The sequence below is a fragment of the Dyadobacter sp. 22481 genome, assembly GCF_052044875.1.
GTDB lineage: Bacteria > Bacteroidota > Bacteroidia > Cytophagales > Spirosomataceae > Dyadobacter > Dyadobacter endophyticus.
The window spans coordinates 1,529,106-1,550,562 of record NZ_JBQENV010000002.1; the positions used below are offsets into that span (position 1 = coordinate 1,529,106).

Consider the following 21,457-nt stretch of genomic DNA (forward strand, 5'->3'; position numbering starts at 1 on the left):
GCTGGACCCTGAGTGTTGATTCCAGCGGGATCACAGAAGGCACACGAAAGTGTGCCTTCTGTGATTAAAATGCATTGATAATCAGCACATTTCACAAAAAGGCAGGTCAGTCTGAATCATAATGAACCAATCCATTCGGTCACCTATTGGATTTGGTAAATTAGGTGACCGAATCAGATGTTTGATTGAGGCGGTTTTGATTTAAGGTTCTCCACGGACACTAGTTACCAACCTTAAAATGTGCGAGCATGAAGTTCAAACAAAATCTGTCACTGCTATTCTGGCTGTACCGGGGCAAAGCCTCCAAAGACGGAAAAGCACCCATCTATGTCAGGATTACCATCGACGGAACCGACACTGACATTTCTCTTGGCAAAAAGATCCATCCCGATTTCTGGAACAGCGATGCAAAGCTGGTCAATAAAACCATCCAGTTGGTCAGTTTACTCTAGTAAATTCGATTGAAATTCTACTTCCATATGGATTGATTTGGATCCCCAGGTTGCTAGAATGTAGTTTGGTTACGAAGTCTCATCCGACTAACAATCTCCTTTCTCATTAAAAGTCGTGAACTCCAAAAAAGGTGGGCTGGCCTCAAGCAATTTCCACAGGAACGGCGGCTCTTTCTAGCACACACTGGTTTATTTTACTGAGAACTAAATATTAATATTTCAAAAGCCCTCAATTTAGGTTATATTTCTAACCATCAAATAAACTCTCTCAATATGAACTTCGATCAGATTTTGCATGAAATTAAAGGTATTCAATATGCTAATATTATTGCTGAGTACTTATTCACCAGAGTAGCGGATCATACAGTTGCTAAATTTCGAAACCATGTAACAAAGGCAAAAAATCAGTTAGATGAAAATGAGCGGGACTTCATACGGAATATTAAGTTTCACGTCTCGACTGAGGCAGTGTTGCGAAAAATCCTCTATAATATTAAGAAGTCGGACCGTTGGAGCAACGAAATTAACTTTCAAATGCTTCATGAGTCGAAAAACTTGACAGATCTCTTCATTGAACTTGATATAAGTTTGTCGCAAAAGAAGAACAAGATTGATCGAAATTCTCCGACAGAAACAATTTCTAGCTCGGAATTAACATACAATCTTGACAGGCACGTACTCCTAATAGGTGATCCAGGTGCTGGTAAAACGACTCTAATGAAAAAGCTTTATGGTCAATTACTAGGTAGTAGGGCAAGCTTCATGTGCCCAATTGTAGTAAAATTTAGAGAGCTAAATTACCCGCGAGTTGATAAGGGGACAGAGCTTCCTTATGGATTTTTTAATATATTGCTCGATGTCCTAGGAATTCCGTTGGAGGGAATACAGAATATTCTTAATCAGGAAAACATAGATATAGAGGCCCGTCGTCAAGCCGCGGAAGATCCCGGGTATGTAGAACTACTACTTGAAGTCGCTCAAGTCAAGGAAATTCATGGCGAAGATTCTCCGCAATTTAAGCAGATCAATGATACGAGAATTGCCATCGCCAAAAACCTGAACTCCGCAAAGTCAGAGCTTCTTAGTAAACGAGTAAAGTCTTCAATCCAAGCGTTTTGGTACGAGGCTGAAGCCGCTATCTCTGACTTCTTAGATTCTGTTGAACTGGTTATCATTTTAGAGGGCTTCGACGAGATACCAGACCAACGCATTAAGGATCAAGTTCAACGTGATATCCAAAACCTGTCGTCGTCGATTAGCCGTTCAAGGTTTGTCATTACCTCGAGACAAAACTCCTTTGCCGCGGTGCTAAATAATTGTCGCACGTTCGAAATAACGCCTCTGTCAGAATCTCAAATAGAAGAATTCACATCGCAGTGGATTAAAGATGAGGCGCAAGCAGGCGAATTTATTGCAATGATCAAAGAAACACCCTATTATGACACCGCAATTAGACCACTTACACTTGCACACCTATGTGCAATCTATGAACTAAGAGGAAGTATTCCCTCGCGGGCAACGTACATCTACAAGCTTATTACCGATTTGCTTATTGAGAAGTGGGATTCTGAAAGATTGATTCGCCGAAAATCTAAAACAGAAGTTGGATCTAAGTTAACCGTCGATAATATGGAGATGTTTTTGTCCGAATTGTCGTTCACGCTCAGCTTTTATTTGAAGAAGGCAGAATTCACCATGTCTGATTTAGAAGAAAGCTATGAGCTTATTAGGCATAGATATCTTCTGGCAGCAGGAGGTACTAAATACGTGATTGAAGAGATTGAGAGTACAAATGGGATTCTAATTAGGTCCGGCTATGATTCATTTCAATTTGCTCACAAATCGATACAAGAGTATCTGACTGCTAAATTTATTTCGTTGTCTGGGTACTTTCCGGAAAAAAATGTACTTCAAGATTTACCGGAAGAAGTGGCTATTGCCGTGTCTATTTTATCAAGACCGAGCAAATTTTTGGAAAATTTGATTAAATACTTAAAGTCATTTCCATTTTCATATTGGCTTACAATGTGTGGCAGACTTGCCGTTGAATCACCGGAATTTTCGGCTGACAGATCAGCAGTATTATTTGTCTTAACTATTAGAGAGTATTTCCATAAGACTATAAGTACGGAGGAGCTCGAGGCATTGGACGCATCCATTCACCGTCTATTTAAAAATTCCAACATCTCCATTGGTCTCAAAGATGTTTTCTCGTCTTACGCAATGGAGTCAATGAACGATCAGGGAATGATCAAAGTTACTTCTAAAGGCGGGAAGCCTATCGATAGTCTGTTTACCAGCCAATTTTACATGGATCAGAAACTACTTACAGGATCGGAATATGAAAAGGAAGTCCATTCTCTATGCCGCCTTGGGTAGGTCAAGCCGTAGTGACCGTATGCTCTGCAAGAGCTTTCAACCGCCGAACCTGCGCATAGAGCTCCGCTTTGGTTCACTTGCGAACTATGCCATCCTTCTAAAACTGACTAACAATAACGCTAATGATAGCCTTGATAATCGGAATTTCTAATAGTGAGGTTCACGACTAGCAGTTTGGGGATCGACACGCCTCATTGACTATATAATTACTTGAATATCCGTATTTAGCTATGAGCCCGACAGCGAATAGCAGGGGTCCAGGGGTTTTCCCATGGCCAGCTCCCGCCGGGAAGTCGCATTTTTGCGACGTATCGGCGATAGCTGGCTGTGGAGGAAACTGTGGAGGAAACCATCGCTAATGTTCGAAAACGTTTGCTTCGGTTCTAAAAAATTCGGATCTGTTTGAAAGTGTTTGAATTCGTTCGAAAGCGCCTGTGTCCTTACTTATCGCTCACAGTTTGACTCCGGTTGTAGGGGATCATTGTAAAACTTCCTAGCGGACCTACACAAAATAATTTTCATCGAACTCCTGATTCAAATGATAAGCCATGACCTGAAACAGTTTTCTCAAACCGGCAACCCCCTTCTCAGAGGCGATGGCCGGCCATCCCTTATCTGTAAGATGAGCCCGGTTGTCGAACGCCTCTGGTTGAAGTTGAAATTTTTGTTTCCAGAATTCAACAAAAAACGGTCTGACCACAAGGCGTAATAGTGCCTCCGACGGACTTCGCGAAACGACAGTTAAAAAAGCTCGAACAGTTGCGATTTGACTCCTGTATGCTTCAACTGCATTCCCTTTAAGGGAAGCAAACCAATAGACAACAATCGTCTGTATTGAATCAGGCTGGCCGGCAACAAGGTTTATCAAGTCAGAAAAAATACTATCCGGATTTGAGAATACCCCGAATACTTCGGCAAGATCGATCATTGACGATTCGCTGGCGAAACATGGACGAATTTTCTCAAAACGTTCAATTCTTCTACCCATCTGCTGTAAATCTCCATTATGAAGGTAGTCTGTGAGCAATTTCAGAATAACAGGCAGTGCAACAAAATAATTAAGGACGAGATCGGCATCATCGGGGACAGCCGAGCCGAGCATTGACATTTTTCTCGCTAACTCGTCCTGCCCACTGGCTGCCTGATGTTGAAATCTTGAACTTAACTCGTTGATTTGCTCATGTAGTTGTAAAACGAAGTATCCTGCCTCCTCATATTTTTCATCAAGGATCAGATGCACGTGCAAGCCCAGCATCAGGATCGCAAATCTATTATCCTTGTCATCCTGATTCAGCCGACGACACTCCTCAAACCAATATCGCGCAGAATTCTCGTCCTCTAAAACCTCAAAAATCTGCGTCATCAGATAGGCGGCCATAAACCGGCGCTGCTCGAAATAAAAATCTCCCGCCAAAAGCTGTGTATTGCTTCGCAGGAATATGCCCCGAAATGGTGGGACATACTCCTCCCCCTCGGCCGGAGGAAGAGGTTTTCTAATAAATTTATGATAGTAATAATTTATTACGTGGGAGTACCTGACAACCATAGCCTTGAACTCATCAGTTCCCTTGTAGGAGGAAAGAATTCGTCTCATGCCTGCGTCCATGATATAAAAAGTATTGGTACTCTGATCTTTCTCCCAAACAGAAACAGCGTACTCACCGATTATTTTACAGGAAAATAGCTCATCAACGAAACTATTATCGACCTGAAATTCGAATGCTTTCTCTGCGAATGTATGCGCGGTGGACTTATCGCTGCCTCCGTAAAGCTGGTTGAGAATGAGATAAATTTCGGCTTGCTCGGTAAAATAATTTGGCACGCTCAGTTCAGCCGCCGTCAGAAGAAATTCGGTCGCTGCGCCCTGCTCACCATTATAATACAGTTGTTGCCCTATTTCATTGCAGACAATGAAACGCTCCATATCCGACAAAACGGGATTTTGAAGATAATGATTGGCAAATTCTGTCGCAGTCCCTGTATCATTAAAATGTTTTACCAGAGTTAAAATCCTGGTTTTGACACCATAGGCTACCAAAATTGGCACCCCTTTGTTTCTGGATTCGTCCAGTATCTGGTCAACGAAGCCCATCAACAGAGTCCAGTCCGGATTCTCTGATCCGGACTGCCGCTCATATAGCATTTTAAAGAACATTTGGCAACAAGCGACATGTATATCTCCTTCGAGGGAATTCCGTCGTTGTTCAGCAGTCAAATCATTGAAGTCGGAAAGCCACGAGCGAAACTGGTCAATCGAATTCACTGACGTTAGATTTCTCCAAAAGAAACTCTCAAGGGAAAATCTGCTCGAAGCTATAATCCTGCTGAATTCAGGATCCTCAATTTTGTGGGCATACCGCAGTGCGGTTACCAGGTATCGGTTGTTGCGGGAAAAATCACTGGATCCTGAGAAATGAAGCGCTAGAAACAAAGAAGGGTAGGACACATCAACCGCGTTCTTGACTGCCCGTTCAACAATTGCTTCAAGATCAGAAATCAAAAAGTCCAGGTGAAACTCGGTTAACCAATCATTTCGCTTTTTTAGCAGAGTGATCTGTATTGTACGAATTACCGCCTGTAAGTGCAGGTCTACCCCAGATGGAATCGGGCCTTTTGTCCAGAATAGAATGAAAGGTATATCAGGAAATGCATCAGGATGCTCATTCAAATATTCAAGGGCAAGAGACAGCACAAATCCGGCCAGGTCGTCCCTTTTTGATCTCTCGAAATAGGTTAGTGCTTTCTGAGCATCAAAGAGGCTTATTGCGCGATTTCGAATAATCTGACGTCCAAGTTTTTCATTGATTGCCGATCTTAATGCAGGAGCTATATTATCGCCCGCAAGCCTGGAAACCAATGGTGAAAGCGCATATGAATCGCGTCTATCCCGCAGGATCCATTTACCAGCGAGCGCCGTCATTTTTTCGTATGGCAACTCGATCGATGGAGCCGCTTCGCAGACAATATCTACCTGTGGGTTGGAAAACCAGCCGATGATGAGCCGCAACCGATAGAGCATTGTCCGGGTCGCCTGGTCAGGCACATCACCCAATACTTTTTCAAGGGTCTGCTCCTGCAGGTTAGGATCATACCCCCCCGAGGATAATGAGTCCAGGTCAACATTTTCCAGTACCCAATTGTGTCCCTGGAAGTATTTGCAAAGTGCATTTACCAGAGCCGGCTGGCCCTCACTTGAGATCGCGATCACATTGGTAAACAAACCGAGTTGTTCTACCCTACAATCAAAAACAGTTGCGAGAGCCTGGATTTCCCTATCTTCAAAAAGCGCCAGTTTACAGTCCGCAATACCTTCGGTTTGCGGCAAGAAGCCTAGTCTGGGAGCAACTTCGTAGTTACTGGTAGTAAGGAGTTTTACACCGGATTGCGCTAAAAAAAGGCGAAGGTCGTTGAGAAAAACATGGGTATTTCTGCCTGAATCCACCCTTGGAAAATCATCCAAGACAATCAGACTATTTTCGCCGAATGCCCCCGCCAGCTGCGAAAAACTCGAAGAATTTGAATATTGGGGCGAAAAGTGAGCGCACAATTCTTCGAGCAGGAGTCCGGGTACCAGCTCGATGGGAAACTGTTTTAGGTCGATCCAGTACTGATGTTGGAATTTTTGCTGTATGGCAGTGGCCAGCATGGTCTTACCGCTGCCGACGATGCCGACAAGATTCACCCATGCATTTTGCTGCAGCGAATCATACAGGCTCCCTTCAATTTTTCGCTCAATGATTTGTGGACCAATGGCATGATATGGGGTCACCCCGCGCAGGTCATATCGCTGCTGAATGTATAATGGTGCTTCAAATTTGTTGCGTAGCTGGTCGACCTGAGATCTGATCTGGCGATCGCTGACATTGTGGCCCGTGGAGGCTCCTTGACCCACATGCACTGACTGAGAAGTCGAGGGCTGTTGCCCGCTCAGAGATGACTGTCCAGTTTCAAGCTTTTTTTTTTAGCGATAACAATTTTATAGATCAGCTGAAAGGTAAATGCCGCAGCCGTCCTCGAAGCAAATATTTTTGTCTCTTCTGGTCGTCGATCCTGTTTAATCAGCTCCGTATCAATGGAAACTTTTGCAGCAAGGTCTGGAGAACCTTCCTGTAAGACATCGGATATTCCCCTGATCACAGCATATGCCTCTCCTCCTTCTCTATTGAACATTGCATCTGAAAATCCAAAACCTTCCATCTCAACTGCATGTGCGTCGTTATAATGGGTAGCTATGATGGTTCCCTGGTGCGAGTCAACATGCTCGATCACTTTCGCTCCGGATGCTATGATACCCTTATCTGCCTTTACATTGTCAATATTTTCATTGCCTTTAAAAAGTAGCTTCCAATCGGGGCTTCTACGGACTGACTTGGCCTGTTCGATTATTTTGTAGGACGATTTATGGGCTTCGGGCCTGGCTCTAAATGAATCTTTGAGTTCTTTGCCCCCTTCATAGAAATAAATCTTTTCGCCCACTATCACATCTCCCACCTTGAAGTCGCTGGGTTTTCTCGAGCCGGCAATGCCTACAAAAAAAACCATCACCGGCGAAAATTTGCCTATCGCCCTTTCGACTTCCAGTGCAGCAGTTTCATTACGCGGCCCACATTCCCTGATCACTACCTTTGCCACGGGCTCACCACCCACTTTAAAAATGCCCTGCTCATAAATAGAGCTATTCTCTTCAACTTCTTCGAGATCTTCAAGCTGCTCTCTTACAGCATCATACTCCTCCCTAAGAGCCGTTAAGATCACTACTTTGGAAGATTCAAGGTCAATCGTATCCATTAATTTAAAAGAACAATAGGTAAGGGGGTTAAACCGCAGCTAAAGATAGGCAAATTCGATATGTCTGGCTACATAATCTATTCTCAAAACAAGTAGTACTGTGCCGTCAGGGGCTGTTAATATATTTACGCGAAGCCATTGGCTAATTACGGATTTCCCGCTTAATCAAAAAAAGTGATTGCGACGGTGTCTTTTCTTCGCTAAGTCCGTTCCATAATATCCATCACCGTTATTTGAACTTGCCTGCTTTTACCATTATCTAGTTGACGGCAGCTAAATTGCCAGAAAGTAAGCCAAACTATCGAATATGAAGACACCAAACATTCGCTTTTTTAGTCCGGGAGAGAATACGGTTATCGTCAAAGAATCAGTAAAAGCTAAATCAGCTGCTTCTGGTTATATTTCAACTTCGGGTAAAATAGTACTACCCGTCTCAACACTAAGGAAGCTCGGCATCAATGCTGCGTCGGCAAGCTTTATGATCGGTTCTCCGGCGCGGCAAAAAACAATCAAATCGATTTTTCTGGTCCCGGCGAGCGAAAAAGATGGGGCATTCAGCTTTCAAAAAAGTGCAGGCGGGGGTTATGCGATACCACTGGCTGCGATTCTTAAAAAAGGCGGCGTTGATTTTGAAAGTGCCAAAGTCCCATTTTTGGTGACCGAATTCGACTATTCACAGGGTATTACTGGGTATGAGCTGCGCCTTCAAGAAGTCAGGCCAAAACCAGCGTACACTGGAAAACCGCGTGGCAGAAAACCCAAGCAGGCTTTGGCAGAGGCATCATAGGATCGAATAAAGTTTTGTAACATTTGCCGGGCAAATGAGGCCGCCCGGTACCGGCAGCTGCGGGATCCTTTTTTAGCATTATCAGATTGACCTGGCTGTCATCACCGACTAGTCAAGAAATAAAAAATGGCGTTACAAATGCTTCCGAAGCATTTTGTAACGCCATTGAATTTAATAGTCACGGAAGATATGACCTTCATATTCGCTGTAACCGTCGATAAACAGGTTTCGTGCGAAAGACTCATAGTCAAAATATCTTTCCAGTTGTGTCGGCACTCCGGAAAGTAACCCGGTATCTTCCACGTATTGGTAGGTATATGCCAAGCTGGCCCCATTCGAAGAATCTCCAAATAACCCTGGTAACTTTCCCGAAAGCTCTCAAGCTGGTCCTGGATTTCATCGCTGTTTTGCGGCCAGCGGTTGATTTGGTCACAATAAATCCCGAAGGCTTCGGCAGTCTTTTCATCCAGCTCGCCGAGCGCATCAAAATATTCGAACGTATTTTCATCCAGGCTACATTCAGAGATCAGAAAGTCGGGAATGTTCTCCCAGTCCCGAAACATCAATTCAGGGCGACAGCCATCGCCGTCGATCTCATCGCGATGATACTCGTAACAGGCCTCAAAGAACTGCTTACTGTTGCCATAGTCTGTCAGGTCAAACCACTTGCCAAACAGCGAACCACTGTTATACTGACCATAAGTACCGACGTAGATTCTTGGAGCATTTTCAAGATTTTTCATAATTGAAAGGCTTTTGAGTGAACACCCCCCGGGCGGGGGCGGCCCAAGCTTTGTGCTCAGGGCAATCGCTGCCTTGCAATCGAAGAAAAAATGACGGGGGCTGCGCCCCCCAGGTAGCAAGCCGATCAAGCGTTTTAAGAAGCGGCAGGTTAATTGTCGCGGTAAATAGTCGGACGGGCTTGCTACCGTCATTTTTTGCTTTGTAAATTTGATCTGCACTGATCGCATTTCACTTCTGAACCCGGATTTACAGTCTATCATTTATGTTCTGGTAAAATCACCTCACACCTACCATCCATTAAAATCATCTCCCGCCCCGGCATATTGATATTTAAAGGATAACGGGCTGTATTAGGTCAGATTTTGACCCAGGGCTGGGCAAGCCAAATGGCTATCTCTATTTTCACTTTTTGCTTTTCCTGTTGCAGCATCTTCAATCTTAGCGCGCCGGACAGTAATTTCGAAAAAACCATACGGATTTGACCTAAGTCACTACCGTTCAATCAATTTCACACATACAACTTCCCAGTTCACGAATGAAATGATATCTTAGAGTGCATAGACGTAAACTACCTAACCTGGACTTATGAATCTCCTCGAACCGACAAACCTGTTCGGCGCAATGTGCGCGGTCAGCAGTGGGATTTTTGATTCCCTCCCTGTTTCACTCGTTTGTGTTTCGGCTTTTCTTGGCCTGTTATTATTCCTGGGATGGAAATCGGAAATGCTCGATCATCTTTACAGAGAGCTCAGTGATTTTGTCCAAAAGCAGTGCGCGATGCCCGATTTGAGCCAGGGACAGATCATCCCGCTTTTCTGGCGACTGATCCGGTCAAACTGGTACACCGTGCTACTTATCGCAGCCCTTTGGGTCCTGCTTTTTGAAATCGACCCGGGAAGCGATTTGATTGTGAGTTATATTGACGAACTACTCTACGATTCTCTATTGCCATTTGGACGTTTTGGTTCGCTCTACCTGCTATTTTTCGCAACCCTTTTAATGACGTTGTCGATCTGGACAATTCCCTTTTATCTGATATCCAAAGATCGAATTCTCAGAATCACACAAAACGACAATAGAAAACTGCGCTTTTATGTGGGTTGCAGAATCCTCTCATTATTTGCAATCATGCCTTTTTTTATCGTTGCAAACGGGTTTTTCTTCCGTTTCGTGATCAAGGAACGGCCATTATTGGAGACATTGGGTATCAATGTGATGATCGTGATTCTGATGACATTTCTGGAAGCGAAAGTATTTGGCAATAAGTACATCAAATACAAACTGATCAAATCTTCACGCAAAATCGTGGCCAAGATCCGCGGTCTGACCCGTAACTACTATTTTGTGCTGCTGATTCAACTGCTTTTGATCGAATTGCTTTATGTCAGTCTAACCAGTGTCCTTACCCTTTTTCTACCAGATACCAATTACATTGTAGGGATATTTATGTTGCTGAGCGGGATGACCGTTTTTCGATTGCTTTTTTTTACCGACGGAAGGAAGATGACAAAAAGGCAAATCAACGCGCGGGTCAGACAACTTCTGAGTGCAGATACTTTCGGCCAGAACAAAAAGTTCTACCACACTTTATTCTGGAGTCTGGGAGCGGCAAACCTGACATTTTTTTTGCTCCCATCGTTGACCAGGGTCAACACGATCTATGTAGTTCTGACCGTGTTCGGCTTCCTGATTATCTTCGTGGACTTGTGCAGATTCTGGACAGACGGCGACTCAAACCTGAAAAAAATCGCTGGCTACCTTGGCATTCTCGCCTTTCTGGTCGCTCCCAATATTTCGCCGCGTGGCCAATTTTCAGTCCCGCTCCAAAATTTAGAGTTTAAGCCCTCGGGCAAATACTCCTGTAGTACAACAATGGGAAAAGGGCTGGGCCCCGTTGACAGCACACGGCTTTTAGAACAGGCGCTCTACGAGAGATTTAACGAGATAACCAGCAGGGATAGCGCGGCAAAAAATAACGTTTATGTTGTCTGCGCGATGGGCGGCGGTAGCCGGGCGGGCTATTTTACGGCAGCAGTCTTGCAGGTACTGGACGATTCGATAGCTGATTTTTACAATCATACCCTGTTTTATAGTACCATCTCCGGAGGTTCTGTGGGTACTTACCATTACCTCAGACGTAAGTCCGATGACAAAAACAAGCGGGTTGGCAGAGGGTATCTTACGGAGATTTATGGCGAAAATTATAATTCAAGCGGCATGTTTGGGCTTTTGCTCGGAGATGCATTCGAAGGTGCGTTTGGAGGACTGATAGGAAGTATCAGAAAATATGTCGGTATCGATCATCCCATGGCACCTCCCTACCGCGACCGCAACGTGCGGATCAGACAGGAGTATGATTTTGCTCTGCATGCGGCCCTTGCGCCGGAAATTGATCCGGATATTGAGCCCAATTCGAACTATTCTAAACCCAAACAACCTAAAACGGATATGTTCCAGGGCTATTTTCTAGCCAGAAGAAAGGTAATCCCTATTCATTTTGTTAACACTTTTGAAGTGAATACCGGGAGACGGACGGTGTTGAGCCCTTATGTTGCTAACGACACTCTGATATTCTCCAATGCCATTCTTCCTTTACAGGATACTGCGTTTTCCCGACTTATTTCCAATCAGGACATTACTTACCGGGAGGCGGTGAACATGTCGGAACTGTTTCCGTTTCTTAGCGCAGCTTCGACGATCGGGGACAACTCCGTCCACCAATTTGTCGATGGAGGCTATTACGAAAATTACGGGCTGGCGACAGCCTTCGACGTGGTGGAACGCCTTGTTACCAAGTATCCGCAAATGCGGGACCAAATCAAGATTTTGCTGATAAAAAACGGCTTACAACGTCCGGTGTTAGAAAAGAAAACCAGACAGCTTATTGCCCCGTTGGTGGGCGTGATCAATGCCCCGTTTACAGGTCACGCCAATGCTTTGCAAGCAGAAGGGATAAAACGTTTCAAAAGGAACTTTGTGATTTTGGAATTTAATGAGAAGTCCGATACGTCAAGGGTGTCTCTAACACGTGCCCTTACAAAAAATCATATGAAAATCATGGATGGACAAGCCAAAAAGCAGGTGTCGGATAGCTTAAAATCGATCACCCGCCGGGCAGTCTGGTGAACGGGATGGGTATCTTGCTGTCATTAAGTTAGGCCCTGCGGCGTTAAGCCAAGTGCAAAAACAGGATCTGATATCAGGCTAATTGCCTCCAAGGCTCATATTTTGTAAATTAAAACGATGATTTTTGATATGGCTAACCCTATCCATGCTAAAACCGGTATCTGCAAATTATGTGAAAAGCAAGCCGAATTACAATTAAGCCATATGCATCCCAAGTTTCTATTCAACTGGCTAAAGCAGACTGGTGACGGTTTGCTGAGAAGCGGCAGCGATTTTAACATCAGAAGGCAGGATGGGGTGAAGGTCTACATGCTTTGCAAGTCTTGTGAAGGTATCTTCGGAAGGCTTGAGACCTACTTTTCAAGCAAGATCTTCCACCCCTTTCTAAAGCGTGAAACTGAACAGATCATCTATGACGAGCGTCTGTTCAAATTTGTCATTTCGGTGCTATGGAGATACATCCACCTGGATTATCTTGAGACTGAGAAAGGAACATTTTCTTACCCGTTCATCGTGGCCAGCGAATATGAGTGGCGCCACTACTTGCTGAGCGATGTCAAACCTGTCTCGTTTAGGAGCATGCACCTGCTTCCACCCAACCTGCTGTTTGACGCTGATGATCCTATCAACGGCAATCTGGTCGCCCGATTGATCAGGTACATGGCCCGCAATGTTGATGCTCTTATCACTGATAACTGCCGCGACTACAGTGTAGGACTCGTCAAACTGCCCAGGTTCGCCTTTATCATACCTATGGCCGGCTTTAACCAGAATCTGATGCAAGGCACAAACATTGACCTTGAAGGCGGCACATACGTGGGCAGCCAGGCAATAGGTGCTGATCCATTGATCGCTGAACTGCTTATCGACCGGGCCAGGCAAATCGAAATCGGTTTAGCTGGCATGAGCGAAGCGCAAAAGCAAAAAATTGCCGAGATGAAAGATCGCAAGTGGGACGAAATAAAAGACAAAGACCTGGGCCGGGTGATGCGATCCGCTTCACAGTTTGCCAAAAACATGGATACCAAGCCTGACTAAAACAACCAAATGTCAAAAAAAAAGCATATCACACAGTACCTGCATTATTATCTTGGCTTATCTGCATCTCCGGAATTTGCCATATTGCTCCGAGGGCAGTGGGGCTCGGGTAAAACCTGGTTCCTGAAAAACTATCTCGAACATCACGATACAGAACATCTGTATGTATCATTGAACGGGGTAGCTTCATTTTCGGAAATACAGGACCAGTTTTTTGCGCAGCTGCATCCTTTGTTGGCATCGAAACCAATGAAATTTGCCTCCAAGCTCATCAAAGGGCTGATCAAAACAACGGTTCAAATTGACCTGGATGGAAACGGCAAGTCCGACGCTAGTTTGGGCTCGTCGATTCCGGATATAAACCTGCCGGATTTCCTGTCAAAAATCGACAACAAGGTGCTTGTTTTCGATGATCCGGAGCGTTGCAGTATGCCCATTCCCAACATCCTTGGCTATACTCTACTGATATATTTATCGGAAAGGAAAAAGGCGCTCAGCTGTAAAAGTAGCAAAGAGTTTGCTTGCCAATTAAATCAAATTGCTGAGCGCACTTTGGATAGACAACTATAAAATACTAAATTTGATATGGAGAATATTTGAATTTAAGCCAAATCGAGTCATTTCATTCGGTCTCCAATTCAGTCACCTATTCGATCCATTCGAATAAACTAACTGACACACAACTACTTTCGTCGACATTTTGCGATCCCAGCGGAATCACGGGATTTTTTATACAAGCGCCCTGCAGGTCAATCACTTGCAGGGCGCTTTCTCTTACCGGTACAACATTGGGTTTGGAGATCGCGGGAAATATGATTTTGAATACGACCTCTACTTCAACATTGGTAGTAGTGCTGTTTAGTGATCTTGGATCAGGACCATTTCGTATGGTAGCAGTTTATCTAGTGCTAACCAATCTAGTTAAGATATTCTCGCGCGGTAATGCGCCTGACTACAGTTGGGCGCAACGGCCTCGTTTCGATCTTTCCAAATATCCGAAGCAAGAAATTTCGTTCTGATGGCAAGCCAAAACACGAACCTTAGCATAGCGACGGTCCACCGCCTTGGGGATGACACGCCGGGGCGACGAAACTCCCACTGTTTTGAGGCCAAGTATCGAAAGAAAGTGCAGTTTGCAGCGATCCACGCTGTGACTTGGTCTAATGCATAAGGTGACCATGTCAAAATTATTATTTTGTAAAAAAAAACCTACTTTTAGCGTTGGACCGAGGAGATTGCGACTCAGCAGGCCTAACATGTATCTATCTGACTGAAACTGAGCATTTTTATGTGATTTACAAATGAGCAGAGAAATGATTCTTCTTAGATACCAACTTAATTTTAGCGACCCTTCAAAATCATGGAACAACAAAAGGTATTGTATATTCCAATTAATGAATTAGTGCTTTGGACGGAAAATCCAAGGGATCCAGTCGATCCTAAGGCAAACGACCAAGATATTGTAGATCGTGCACTTGCAGACCGTTCGATGAAATGGACACTTCCTAAGCTAGCGAGAGAAATGGGAGACCGCTTTGACTACAGCGAACTGCCGACCGTCGTCTATCATGGTAAAAAACCTGTAGTTTATGATGGGAACCGAAGGATCATTCTAGGTAAAATTAAACATGGTTTGGTCACAATCCCTACTGGGACTACTTTACAAATACCAGATTTTCCCGAAAACATTCCATGCAACGTGTGTAGTAAAAAGGTTGCATTGGAAAACGTACTCCGCAAGCACAGCGACAGCGGTTCATGGCAGCCACTTGAAAGGGATATTTTCCTGCACAAGTTCATGGGAAAAGAAAAAAGCTCATTTTTAATATTAGAAGAGGATACGGGGATAGTCGGAGCCAATCCACATTTAAATCAACGCTTTGTAAAAGAGGAGATTTTTAGAGAAGATATACTCAAATCACTCGGGTTTTCCATCAAGAACGGAAGATTGAACAGTGTTCATACCGACGAAGAAGGCCGGTCTATACTGAGTGACATATCTGAAAAAATAAAAGCCAAAAAAATTAGTACACGTGAAAATAGAGGTAAAGTTATTGAAGTACTGGAACCAGAATTGCAACAGCTTATTGATGCTAATAAAACGAATAAGATACATCTGTCCAAGATAAAATTTGATGAGAATCAAGAGAAGCCTAAGGAATTACGGCAATCAAGACGTGTAAACAGGCAAATTACGGAGCTATTTGGCGGCAAATTATACTTAAAGATTGGCGACGTGAGCGATCTTTATAGAGACATTTCTGACCTTTATCAGTTTTATTTGGGAAGGAAGGTTGAACTATCACACTCTTTCCCAGGACTAATACGAATGTCCTTGCGCTTGTTGTGTGAAACTGCCGCCAAAAGCTCTTCGAAAAAGCTAGACGACTATCTAAAAGATAACTTTGAGTCGGCCAAAACCTCCCTCGATCAAGACGTCAAAACGCTTTTAGCAAATCACAATGTCAAAAAAGAAAGCATCGTACAATTGCTGCACACGGGCGCACACAACTATCAATCAACAGCAAACATTGAACAAACTATTGCCCTTTCAATTATTATTGGAGCAATTCTTACTATAACACATGGAAAACAAGAATAACAACATTTACTATTCACCTTTGCGTTATCCAGGCGGTAAAAATTGCATCTTTTCTTTTGTAGCCAAACTTTTTTACGAAAACAATTTGATTGGCGGAAGCTATGCTGAACCTTATGCGGGTGGCGCTGGACTTGCTCTGCGACTGTTATTTGAGGGATACGTCGACCACATTTACATAAATGATCTTGATAGATCCATTTACTCTTTTTGGCTTACAGTTCTAGAAAAGCCGGTCGAGTTTTGTGACTGGTTAGATCGTGTTGACATTTCTATCGAAAACTGGAATAAGTACAAAACTATGCAAGCTCATGCAAGTTCCTTAGACAGTTTTGATGTCGCAAAGTCCACCTTTTTCCTTAACCGGACAAATGTTTCTGGAGTAATAAAGGGCGGCGTAATAGGCGGACAAGGGCAACATGGCAAATACAAGATAGATGCGAGATTTAATAAAGCGGACCTTATATCGCGTATTCTGCGGATTTCCGAGATGCGGCGCAGAATAACTCTGTCATGCGCAGATGGCTTAACCTTCATAAATAAACTTAATCGGTCGAAAACCGATGTGTTTGTTTACTTGGATCCACCTTATTATCAGAAAGGAGCAGATCTTTATATGAATTTCTACGTAAAGGAGGATCACAAAAAGCTTGCCTCGCATGTAAGGAGGATGAAAAAAAAATGGATGGTGTCATACGATCATCATGATTTCATTCTGAACTTGTATGAAAGGGAAAATAAAATTTCTTACAAACTTTCACAATCCGCGTCAAACAGGGTTGGCGATGAAATAATAATTTTTTCAAAAGAAATGGAATTTTACGAATCTATTAGTGAGTTAAAATCACCCATTGTTTTGCAAAACAATTCACCGGCTGCTCACTCTTTATCTTAGAATATGGACGAGTCAGCATTAGCCGTTTTTTAACGTGAATAAAACGTGAGAATCGCTCGTCACTTGAAAATACAGCAGATAATCTAATAATCTTAGACTGCTGCAGAATATGTATACATCTTCAAGACACCTGTATTTATGCCATTCATAGTGCTAGTAGATTACGACAATCTTGATCCCCGTGATCGTAAAAGAGGTCTGATTTTTATAGTAGAAAATACCTTAAGTAAATTCAACAAATCGGAAATAGCGGAAAAGAATGTGCAAATTCGGCTTTACGGTGGATGGTATGAGAATAATGTTATAACAAGGCGCGCCCAAGATATAAATATAGAAATCGTAAACGACTTTCCAAGATCTGTCTTACTAGATGACAACAAAACAGCTGTTATCACAAACGTAACACTCGCGCTCAGCTTGGCAATCGAACCAAGAGTACACTTATTAAATACCTTTCGAAAACGAGGTGTGCCATCAGGCTTGCATACCAATCACCCACGTACAACAGGATGCCCTAGCGCTGCTTGCCCCGTAGTGCATGTACACAACTTCGTCAAAACAGGTGTGTGCAGTTCATGTAGTTTAGCTACACCGGAGAATATTTTCTACCGGGCGGAGCAAAAACTCGTTGACACTATGATCACCAGCGACATGATTGCCATTGGACATCAAGAAAAACATTTCTGCATAGTTTCTTCCGACGACGATTTTTGGCCGGGAATCTTTTCGGCGGTAATTGGTGGTTCCGTAGTTTATCATATGCACACCAAGGGCCGACATACCCCTCCACATTATTCATCGACCGTATCCTCCAATTATTTTCAGAAAAACTTTTAGAAATGAATCTGACAGATTTTAAACGAATACTGATTTCCTTTGCGGACAATTCAACCGACGTCGAGATCAAAAAAGGGAAACTCACAGCTATTATTCGCGGCGATGCTATTGAGGCAGATATCGTAGAAAAGGGTAACGAGTTATACATCGTAGAAGACGGAACTGAATCGAAGGTCATTACGTGGATTGCCGTCAGACTAGCAAGGCTCGAGCAACTTGCCGATAGAATTCTGAACAATACGGTCACCATACCACAATACATCTTTCCCTCAGGTAATCTGATTGATGATGTTGATATAGATCCATCAGAAACTGAAATAGAAATCGAGAACGTAAATGATTGCCTATCGGAGAAACTGAGTCGACGTATACCGGGTACGACTAGTGTCCTTTATTTGACTTCCGACGCGGGTGAAGGCAAGACGACTATAATTAACCATCTCGCCGTCAGCCAGGCACAGTTGTTCAAAAAAAAGGAATCTAGTTGGCTTCTGGTACCAATACCCTTGGGTGGTAGGCCCTTTCTCCGGTTTGACGATATTGTTATTGCTTCATTAGTAAATAGACTTCGATTTCGCCTATTTTATTACGAATCTTTTATTGAGCTTGTTAGGCTTGGTTTAATAGTTCCTGCGTTTGACGGCTTTGAAGAAATGTTTATGGAGAGCTCCAGCGGGGAGGCGCTATCCGCGACCGGCCAGTTGATGAACAAATTAGAATCAAATGGCAATATTTTAATAGCTGCAAGAAAAGCATATTTTGACTACAAAAATTTTACGTCACAAGCGAAATTATTTGATACGATCGGGGGAAATTCAGTGGCTTTCTCAAAAATTTCAATTAACCGGTGGGACAAGCGAAGGTTTTTGCTATATGCAGAATCTAGAGATGTTGATGACCCAGAGCTGGTATATACTGCGTTGAAAAATACTGTCGGAGACGCAGGACACCCATTACTAACAAGACCTGTTCTGGTAAATCGCCTCATCGATGTCGTGCAAACCCGGGATTTAAAGGAAGTGGCAAGCGAACTTGTCAACTCGTCTCAATATTTCTTGAATTTCGTCGATGTTATAATGCGACGAGAGGCCGATACTAAGTGGATAGATACATCTGGCGAGCCTTATAAGCCGCTGCTAGAAGTGTCTCAACATTATATATTACTTTCAGTAATAGCTGAGGAGATGTGGTTGAACAATACGGACTCTCTACCGGTCAACATTATTGAATTGCTTACGGATCTTTTCTGCGAAGAGCAAGGCCTGAATGTTCGGGTTAGTCAGCAAACAAAAGAAAGAATAAAGCAGCACGCATTACTTGTAAAGTCAGACCAAAATCCTAGCCACTTAAAGTTCGACCACGAGGAGTTCCAGCAGTTTTTCCTAGGAATATCGATTTATTCAGCCATAAAGCGAAAAAAGCTATTAGACTTTAAGAATCTCATGCGTAAAGGGCCAGTCTATGGCCAAGTCGTCGATACAGTCGTTGCGTTCATTCTAAATGAGAAGTTAGAAGGTAGCGATGTCCTTTCTTCCCTTTCAGAAATACAAGTTAATGAAGGACCAACATCGTTTATAAAAGAAAATTGTGGGAACCTGGCGATCAAATTGCTGTCTGTCGTTCGCCTAGATAATGTATCACTGGATGGATACATACTTCCCTACAATAGCTTGGTCGGTGTCTCGTTGAGAAATGTATTATTCAATCGGTGCCATTTTCAAGTCACATCACTTTCCAGCTCTACTATAATTAATTGCACTTTCGAAAATTGCACATTTGATGGACTCGACTTCTCTGGTGATCACTTCAAACTTAGCGGTAACATTGCAATTGAATGCAACATTGCTACCGTGCAGACTAAAGTGAAAGAACTGAGCTATTACGACCCTTATAATATTCGGATGGAGATGGGAAGAAACGGATTTAAGGTTGAAGACGACAATCAACCGTCAGCGGTTGAGGCAACACCCCTAATGATCGAAGAAGATTTGCTAATTGTGGAGCGAGCGTTACGCCGCTTCATAAGGGGATCACAAATTAACGATAATGTTTTCAGAATCAGACTTGGCCAGTCTGCGGAGTATTTTATACAATCTTTATTGCCGAGATTAATAGAACAAAATGTAGTCTCTGAGGTAAATCATCAGGGGGCAGGCGTGAAGCGGAGATTTAAATTGAGCATTCCTTTCGACAAAATTAACTATGCTTTAAAAGAAAGTAAAGGCTCGTTAGACGAGTTTTTTGCAAAGCTTAAACAACGGTAGGTCTGCACAGTTTCGAGTAAGCACCAATGAATTCATAAAACACCTCAAACAATGATTTGCGGGCATCCTGAGCAACATGCAAATGTGCTGGCGAATCGGCGGAACGCGTGCACCGTAACATTTTCGCGAGGTCCAAACAGGTATGTATCGTTGATATTTTGGGAGCAAGGTAAGCGCATGACGTTATTTAGCCATATAGGGCGGTTGCGAAGTCAGCTCAAAACACAATGGCTTTGGTCCATTGCGGCGGTTTCGATTTGTTGTTCACGCGCTTAGTTCATCTGAGTGTGTTTCTGAACATTGGAAGAAGAATGAGATCACATCAGGTTTGGTGAGGTGTGCGGTTTTCAAATCCGGATGTGTGACCCATCATTGCTTAAAACAGTGATGAAAAGTTTACTACAGGATCTGATAATATTTATTATCTTTAATCTCTAAATGAGAAGTACCAGATTAATCCGAATCAAAGTAGATCATTCCATCTGTTAACCTATTCGTTAAGCTTGGTTTAAGAGCGACGAAAAACAGCGTTTAAGAGCAAATAAGCACCATATACAGGAACCCAGCGGGATCGCTGAAAGCGCCCAACCGTGTGCTTTCTGTTCAAATACGTCATTTCCTCAAAGCATAGTTCCCTTGAAATTTTGGGTTCCCGTAAAGTCTGCCGCGAATATAACGCCTAAGTAAACGGCCGTACTATCCGGACCGATAGCCTTTAAGGCTAACCCGATTTGCATTTTTTTGTACCGATTTGTAACTTATGGTGAAAAGACCATGCTATACTCCTATTTTAAAATCCGTGATCCTTGGAATTTCAAACCGCACCAATTCGAGATCGGAACACCATTCATCCGCAGCTCTTTCCAGGACAATCATTTCTTTTTAAAACTGTACAAGTTGGTTAAAAACGAGTTTGCTGAATTTTACAATTACCATCTTGGGCATTATTTAGAAAACTTTCCCGGTGATGAGCAGGACTTCCACCGCTACGTCTCCGATATCGTTTCAACCCGGATCGCGCAATTAAAGCTCATAGACCCATTCTCCAGAAAAGCACTTCGTGCGAAAGGGCAAATCCAGCAACTCACGACATTCCAAACGTTTCTCCATTCTGTTGACCAATGGAAGTCCTCACACGCACTGGAAGTGGTCATCGCCGAAAAGAACCAAGAAATCGCTCGTTTGAAAAATCAAATCTCAGAGCTTAGTGATCAACTTCAAGCCCTTCGACAATTTGAGCCGAGCACCAAGATCGATATTCGCGACAAGCACCTGGGCGCTTTCATTCACGTCATCCATCAATTACAAGATCTGGTCCTTGCCGATGGGCGTAGGCTTTTCAACTTTCAGGGCCAGAGCGCCTGGTATAAGCTGGTAAGTAAATATTTCACTCATGACCGGAAGCCGATCCCTATCGAAACAGCCCGCAACTATTTTCCCGTGCAGAAAGAAAAGACGAGCAAGGAAATCGAGGTACCCAGGCATTTGCGACTCTTTAAAATTATCCTGACCAGTTCAGAGCCGGGTGCGTGATGACCAGCTGCCAGG

Annotated in this window: 14 protein-coding genes; 11 read left to right on the plus strand and 3 right to left on the minus strand. The window is 43.4% G+C overall.

The genetic code is table 11. From position 1 onward, the window contains the following. Positions 1–248 precede the first annotated feature (248 nt). The gene (locus ACTJJJ_RS16465; protein ID WP_440702359.1) at positions 249–452 is read left to right on the plus strand and encodes an Arm DNA-binding domain-containing protein; all 204 of its coding nucleotides are present in this window, start codon (positions 249–251) and stop codon (positions 450–452) included. 273 nt (positions 453–725) lie between these two features. Then, positions 726–2,831 (plus strand): hypothetical protein, encoded by a 2,106-nt coding sequence (locus ACTJJJ_RS16470; protein WP_440702360.1) that lies wholly within the window; start codon positions 726–728, stop codon positions 2,829–2,831. Positions 2,832–3,333: 502 nt separating this feature from the next. On the opposite strand, the gene ACTJJJ_RS16475 is transcribed toward ACTJJJ_RS16470, so the two are convergent. Both ACTJJJ_RS16475 and ACTJJJ_RS16480 read right to left on the minus strand, forming a co-directional pair. Then, complete coding sequence (locus ACTJJJ_RS16475) at positions 3,334–6,723, minus strand: hypothetical protein (RefSeq protein WP_440702361.1); 3,390 nt, start codon at positions 6,721–6,723, stop codon at positions 3,334–3,336. A 35-nt stretch (positions 6,724–6,758) separates the two neighbouring features. Beyond that, positions 6,759–7,619: a 5'-methylthioadenosine/S-adenosylhomocysteine nucleosidase family protein gene (locus tag ACTJJJ_RS16480; protein WP_440702362.1), complete on the minus strand. Its 861-nt coding sequence runs from the start codon at positions 7,617–7,619 to the stop codon at positions 6,759–6,761. A 307-nt stretch (positions 7,620–7,926) separates the two neighbouring features. On the opposite strand from ACTJJJ_RS16480, the gene ACTJJJ_RS16485 reads away from it, so the two are divergent. Then, positions 7,927–8,406 carry a hypothetical protein gene (locus ACTJJJ_RS16485; protein ID WP_440702363.1) on the plus strand — a complete coding sequence of 160 codons (480 nt, stop codon included), beginning with the start codon at positions 7,927–7,929 and terminating at the stop codon, positions 8,404–8,406. Positions 8,407–8,507: 101 nt separating this feature from the next. On the opposite strand, the gene ACTJJJ_RS16490 is transcribed toward ACTJJJ_RS16485, so the two are convergent. Then, complete coding sequence (locus ACTJJJ_RS16490; protein WP_440702364.1) at positions 8,508–9,341, minus strand: antirestriction protein ArdA; 834 nt, start codon at positions 9,339–9,341, stop codon at positions 8,508–8,510. A gap of 394 nt (positions 9,342–9,735) precedes the next feature. Between ACTJJJ_RS16490 and ACTJJJ_RS16495 the strand changes: the two genes are divergently transcribed. The 8 genes from ACTJJJ_RS16495 (at position 9,736) to ACTJJJ_RS16530 (ending at position 21,442) form a co-directional block, all read left to right on the plus strand. Further along, positions 9,736–12,276, plus strand: a complete 2,541-nt coding sequence (locus tag ACTJJJ_RS16495; RefSeq protein ID WP_440702365.1) for a hypothetical protein — start codon at positions 9,736–9,738, stop codon at positions 12,274–12,276. Positions 12,277–12,405: 129 nt separating this feature from the next. After that, positions 12,406–13,314 (plus strand): hypothetical protein, encoded by a 909-nt coding sequence (locus ACTJJJ_RS16500; protein WP_440702366.1) that lies wholly within the window; start codon positions 12,406–12,408, stop codon positions 13,312–13,314. Positions 13,315–13,323: 9 nt separating this feature from the next. After that, positions 13,324–13,884 carry a P-loop NTPase fold protein gene (locus tag ACTJJJ_RS16505; protein ID WP_440702367.1) on the plus strand — a complete coding sequence of 187 codons (561 nt, stop codon included), beginning with the start codon at positions 13,324–13,326 and terminating at the stop codon, positions 13,882–13,884. Positions 13,885–14,674: 790 nt separating this feature from the next. Further along, on the plus strand, positions 14,675–15,916 hold the full coding sequence (locus ACTJJJ_RS16510; RefSeq protein ID WP_440702368.1) for a hypothetical protein: 1,242 nt from the start codon (positions 14,675–14,677) through the stop codon (positions 15,914–15,916). Beyond that, positions 15,900–16,808 carry a DNA adenine methylase gene (locus ACTJJJ_RS16515; protein ID WP_440702369.1) on the plus strand — a complete coding sequence of 303 codons (909 nt, stop codon included), beginning with the start codon at positions 15,900–15,902 and terminating at the stop codon, positions 16,806–16,808. The genes ACTJJJ_RS16510 and ACTJJJ_RS16515 overlap by 17 nt, the downstream gene beginning before the upstream one ends. 138 nt (positions 16,809–16,946) lie before the next feature. After that, positions 16,947–17,645 carry a hypothetical protein gene (locus tag ACTJJJ_RS16520; protein WP_440702370.1) on the plus strand — a complete coding sequence of 233 codons (699 nt, stop codon included), beginning with the start codon at positions 16,947–16,949 and terminating at the stop codon, positions 17,643–17,645. 2 nt (positions 17,646–17,647) lie between these two features. Next, positions 17,648–19,909 (plus strand): hypothetical protein, encoded by a 2,262-nt coding sequence (locus ACTJJJ_RS16525; RefSeq protein ID WP_440702371.1) that lies wholly within the window; start codon positions 17,648–17,650, stop codon positions 19,907–19,909. Between the two features lie 741 nt (positions 19,910–20,650). After that, on the plus strand, positions 20,651–21,442 hold the full coding sequence (locus ACTJJJ_RS16530; protein ID WP_440702372.1) for a hypothetical protein: 792 nt from the start codon (positions 20,651–20,653) through the stop codon (positions 21,440–21,442). Positions 21,443–21,457: the final 15 nt, after the last annotated feature.

Excerpts from the sequence above, each read along its gene's own strand:
- ACTJJJ_RS16505 (WP_440702367.1), top strand. The coding sequence starts at position 13,324 with ATGTCAAAAAAAAAGCATATCACACAGTACCTGCATTATTATCTTGGC.
- ACTJJJ_RS16520 (WP_440702370.1), top strand. The coding sequence starts at position 16,947 with ATGCCATTCATAGTGCTAGTAGATTACGACAATCTTGATCCCCGTGAT.
- ACTJJJ_RS16495 (WP_440702365.1), top strand. The coding sequence starts at position 9,736 with ATGAATCTCCTCGAACCGACAAACCTGTTCGGCGCAATGTGCGCGGTC.
- ACTJJJ_RS16500 (WP_440702366.1), top strand. The coding sequence starts at position 12,406 with ATGGCTAACCCTATCCATGCTAAAACCGGTATCTGCAAATTATGTGAA.
- ACTJJJ_RS16485 (WP_440702363.1), top strand. The coding sequence starts at position 7,927 with ATGAAGACACCAAACATTCGCTTTTTTAGTCCGGGAGAGAATACGGTT.
- ACTJJJ_RS16515 (WP_440702369.1), top strand. The coding sequence starts at position 15,900 with ATGGAAAACAAGAATAACAACATTTACTATTCACCTTTGCGTTATCCA.
- ACTJJJ_RS16525 (WP_440702371.1), top strand. The coding sequence starts at position 17,648 with ATGAATCTGACAGATTTTAAACGAATACTGATTTCCTTTGCGGACAAT.
- ACTJJJ_RS16490 (WP_440702364.1), bottom strand. The coding sequence starts at position 9,341 with ATGACGGTAGCAAGCCCGTCCGACTATTTACCGCGACAATTAACCTGC.
- ACTJJJ_RS16510 (WP_440702368.1), top strand. The coding sequence starts at position 14,675 with ATGGAACAACAAAAGGTATTGTATATTCCAATTAATGAATTAGTGCTT.
- ACTJJJ_RS16480 (WP_440702362.1), bottom strand. The coding sequence starts at position 7,619 with ATGGATACGATTGACCTTGAATCTTCCAAAGTAGTGATCTTAACGGCT.
- ACTJJJ_RS16465 (WP_440702359.1), top strand. The coding sequence starts at position 249 with ATGAAGTTCAAACAAAATCTGTCACTGCTATTCTGGCTGTACCGGGGC.
- ACTJJJ_RS16470 (WP_440702360.1), top strand. The coding sequence starts at position 726 with ATGAACTTCGATCAGATTTTGCATGAAATTAAAGGTATTCAATATGCT.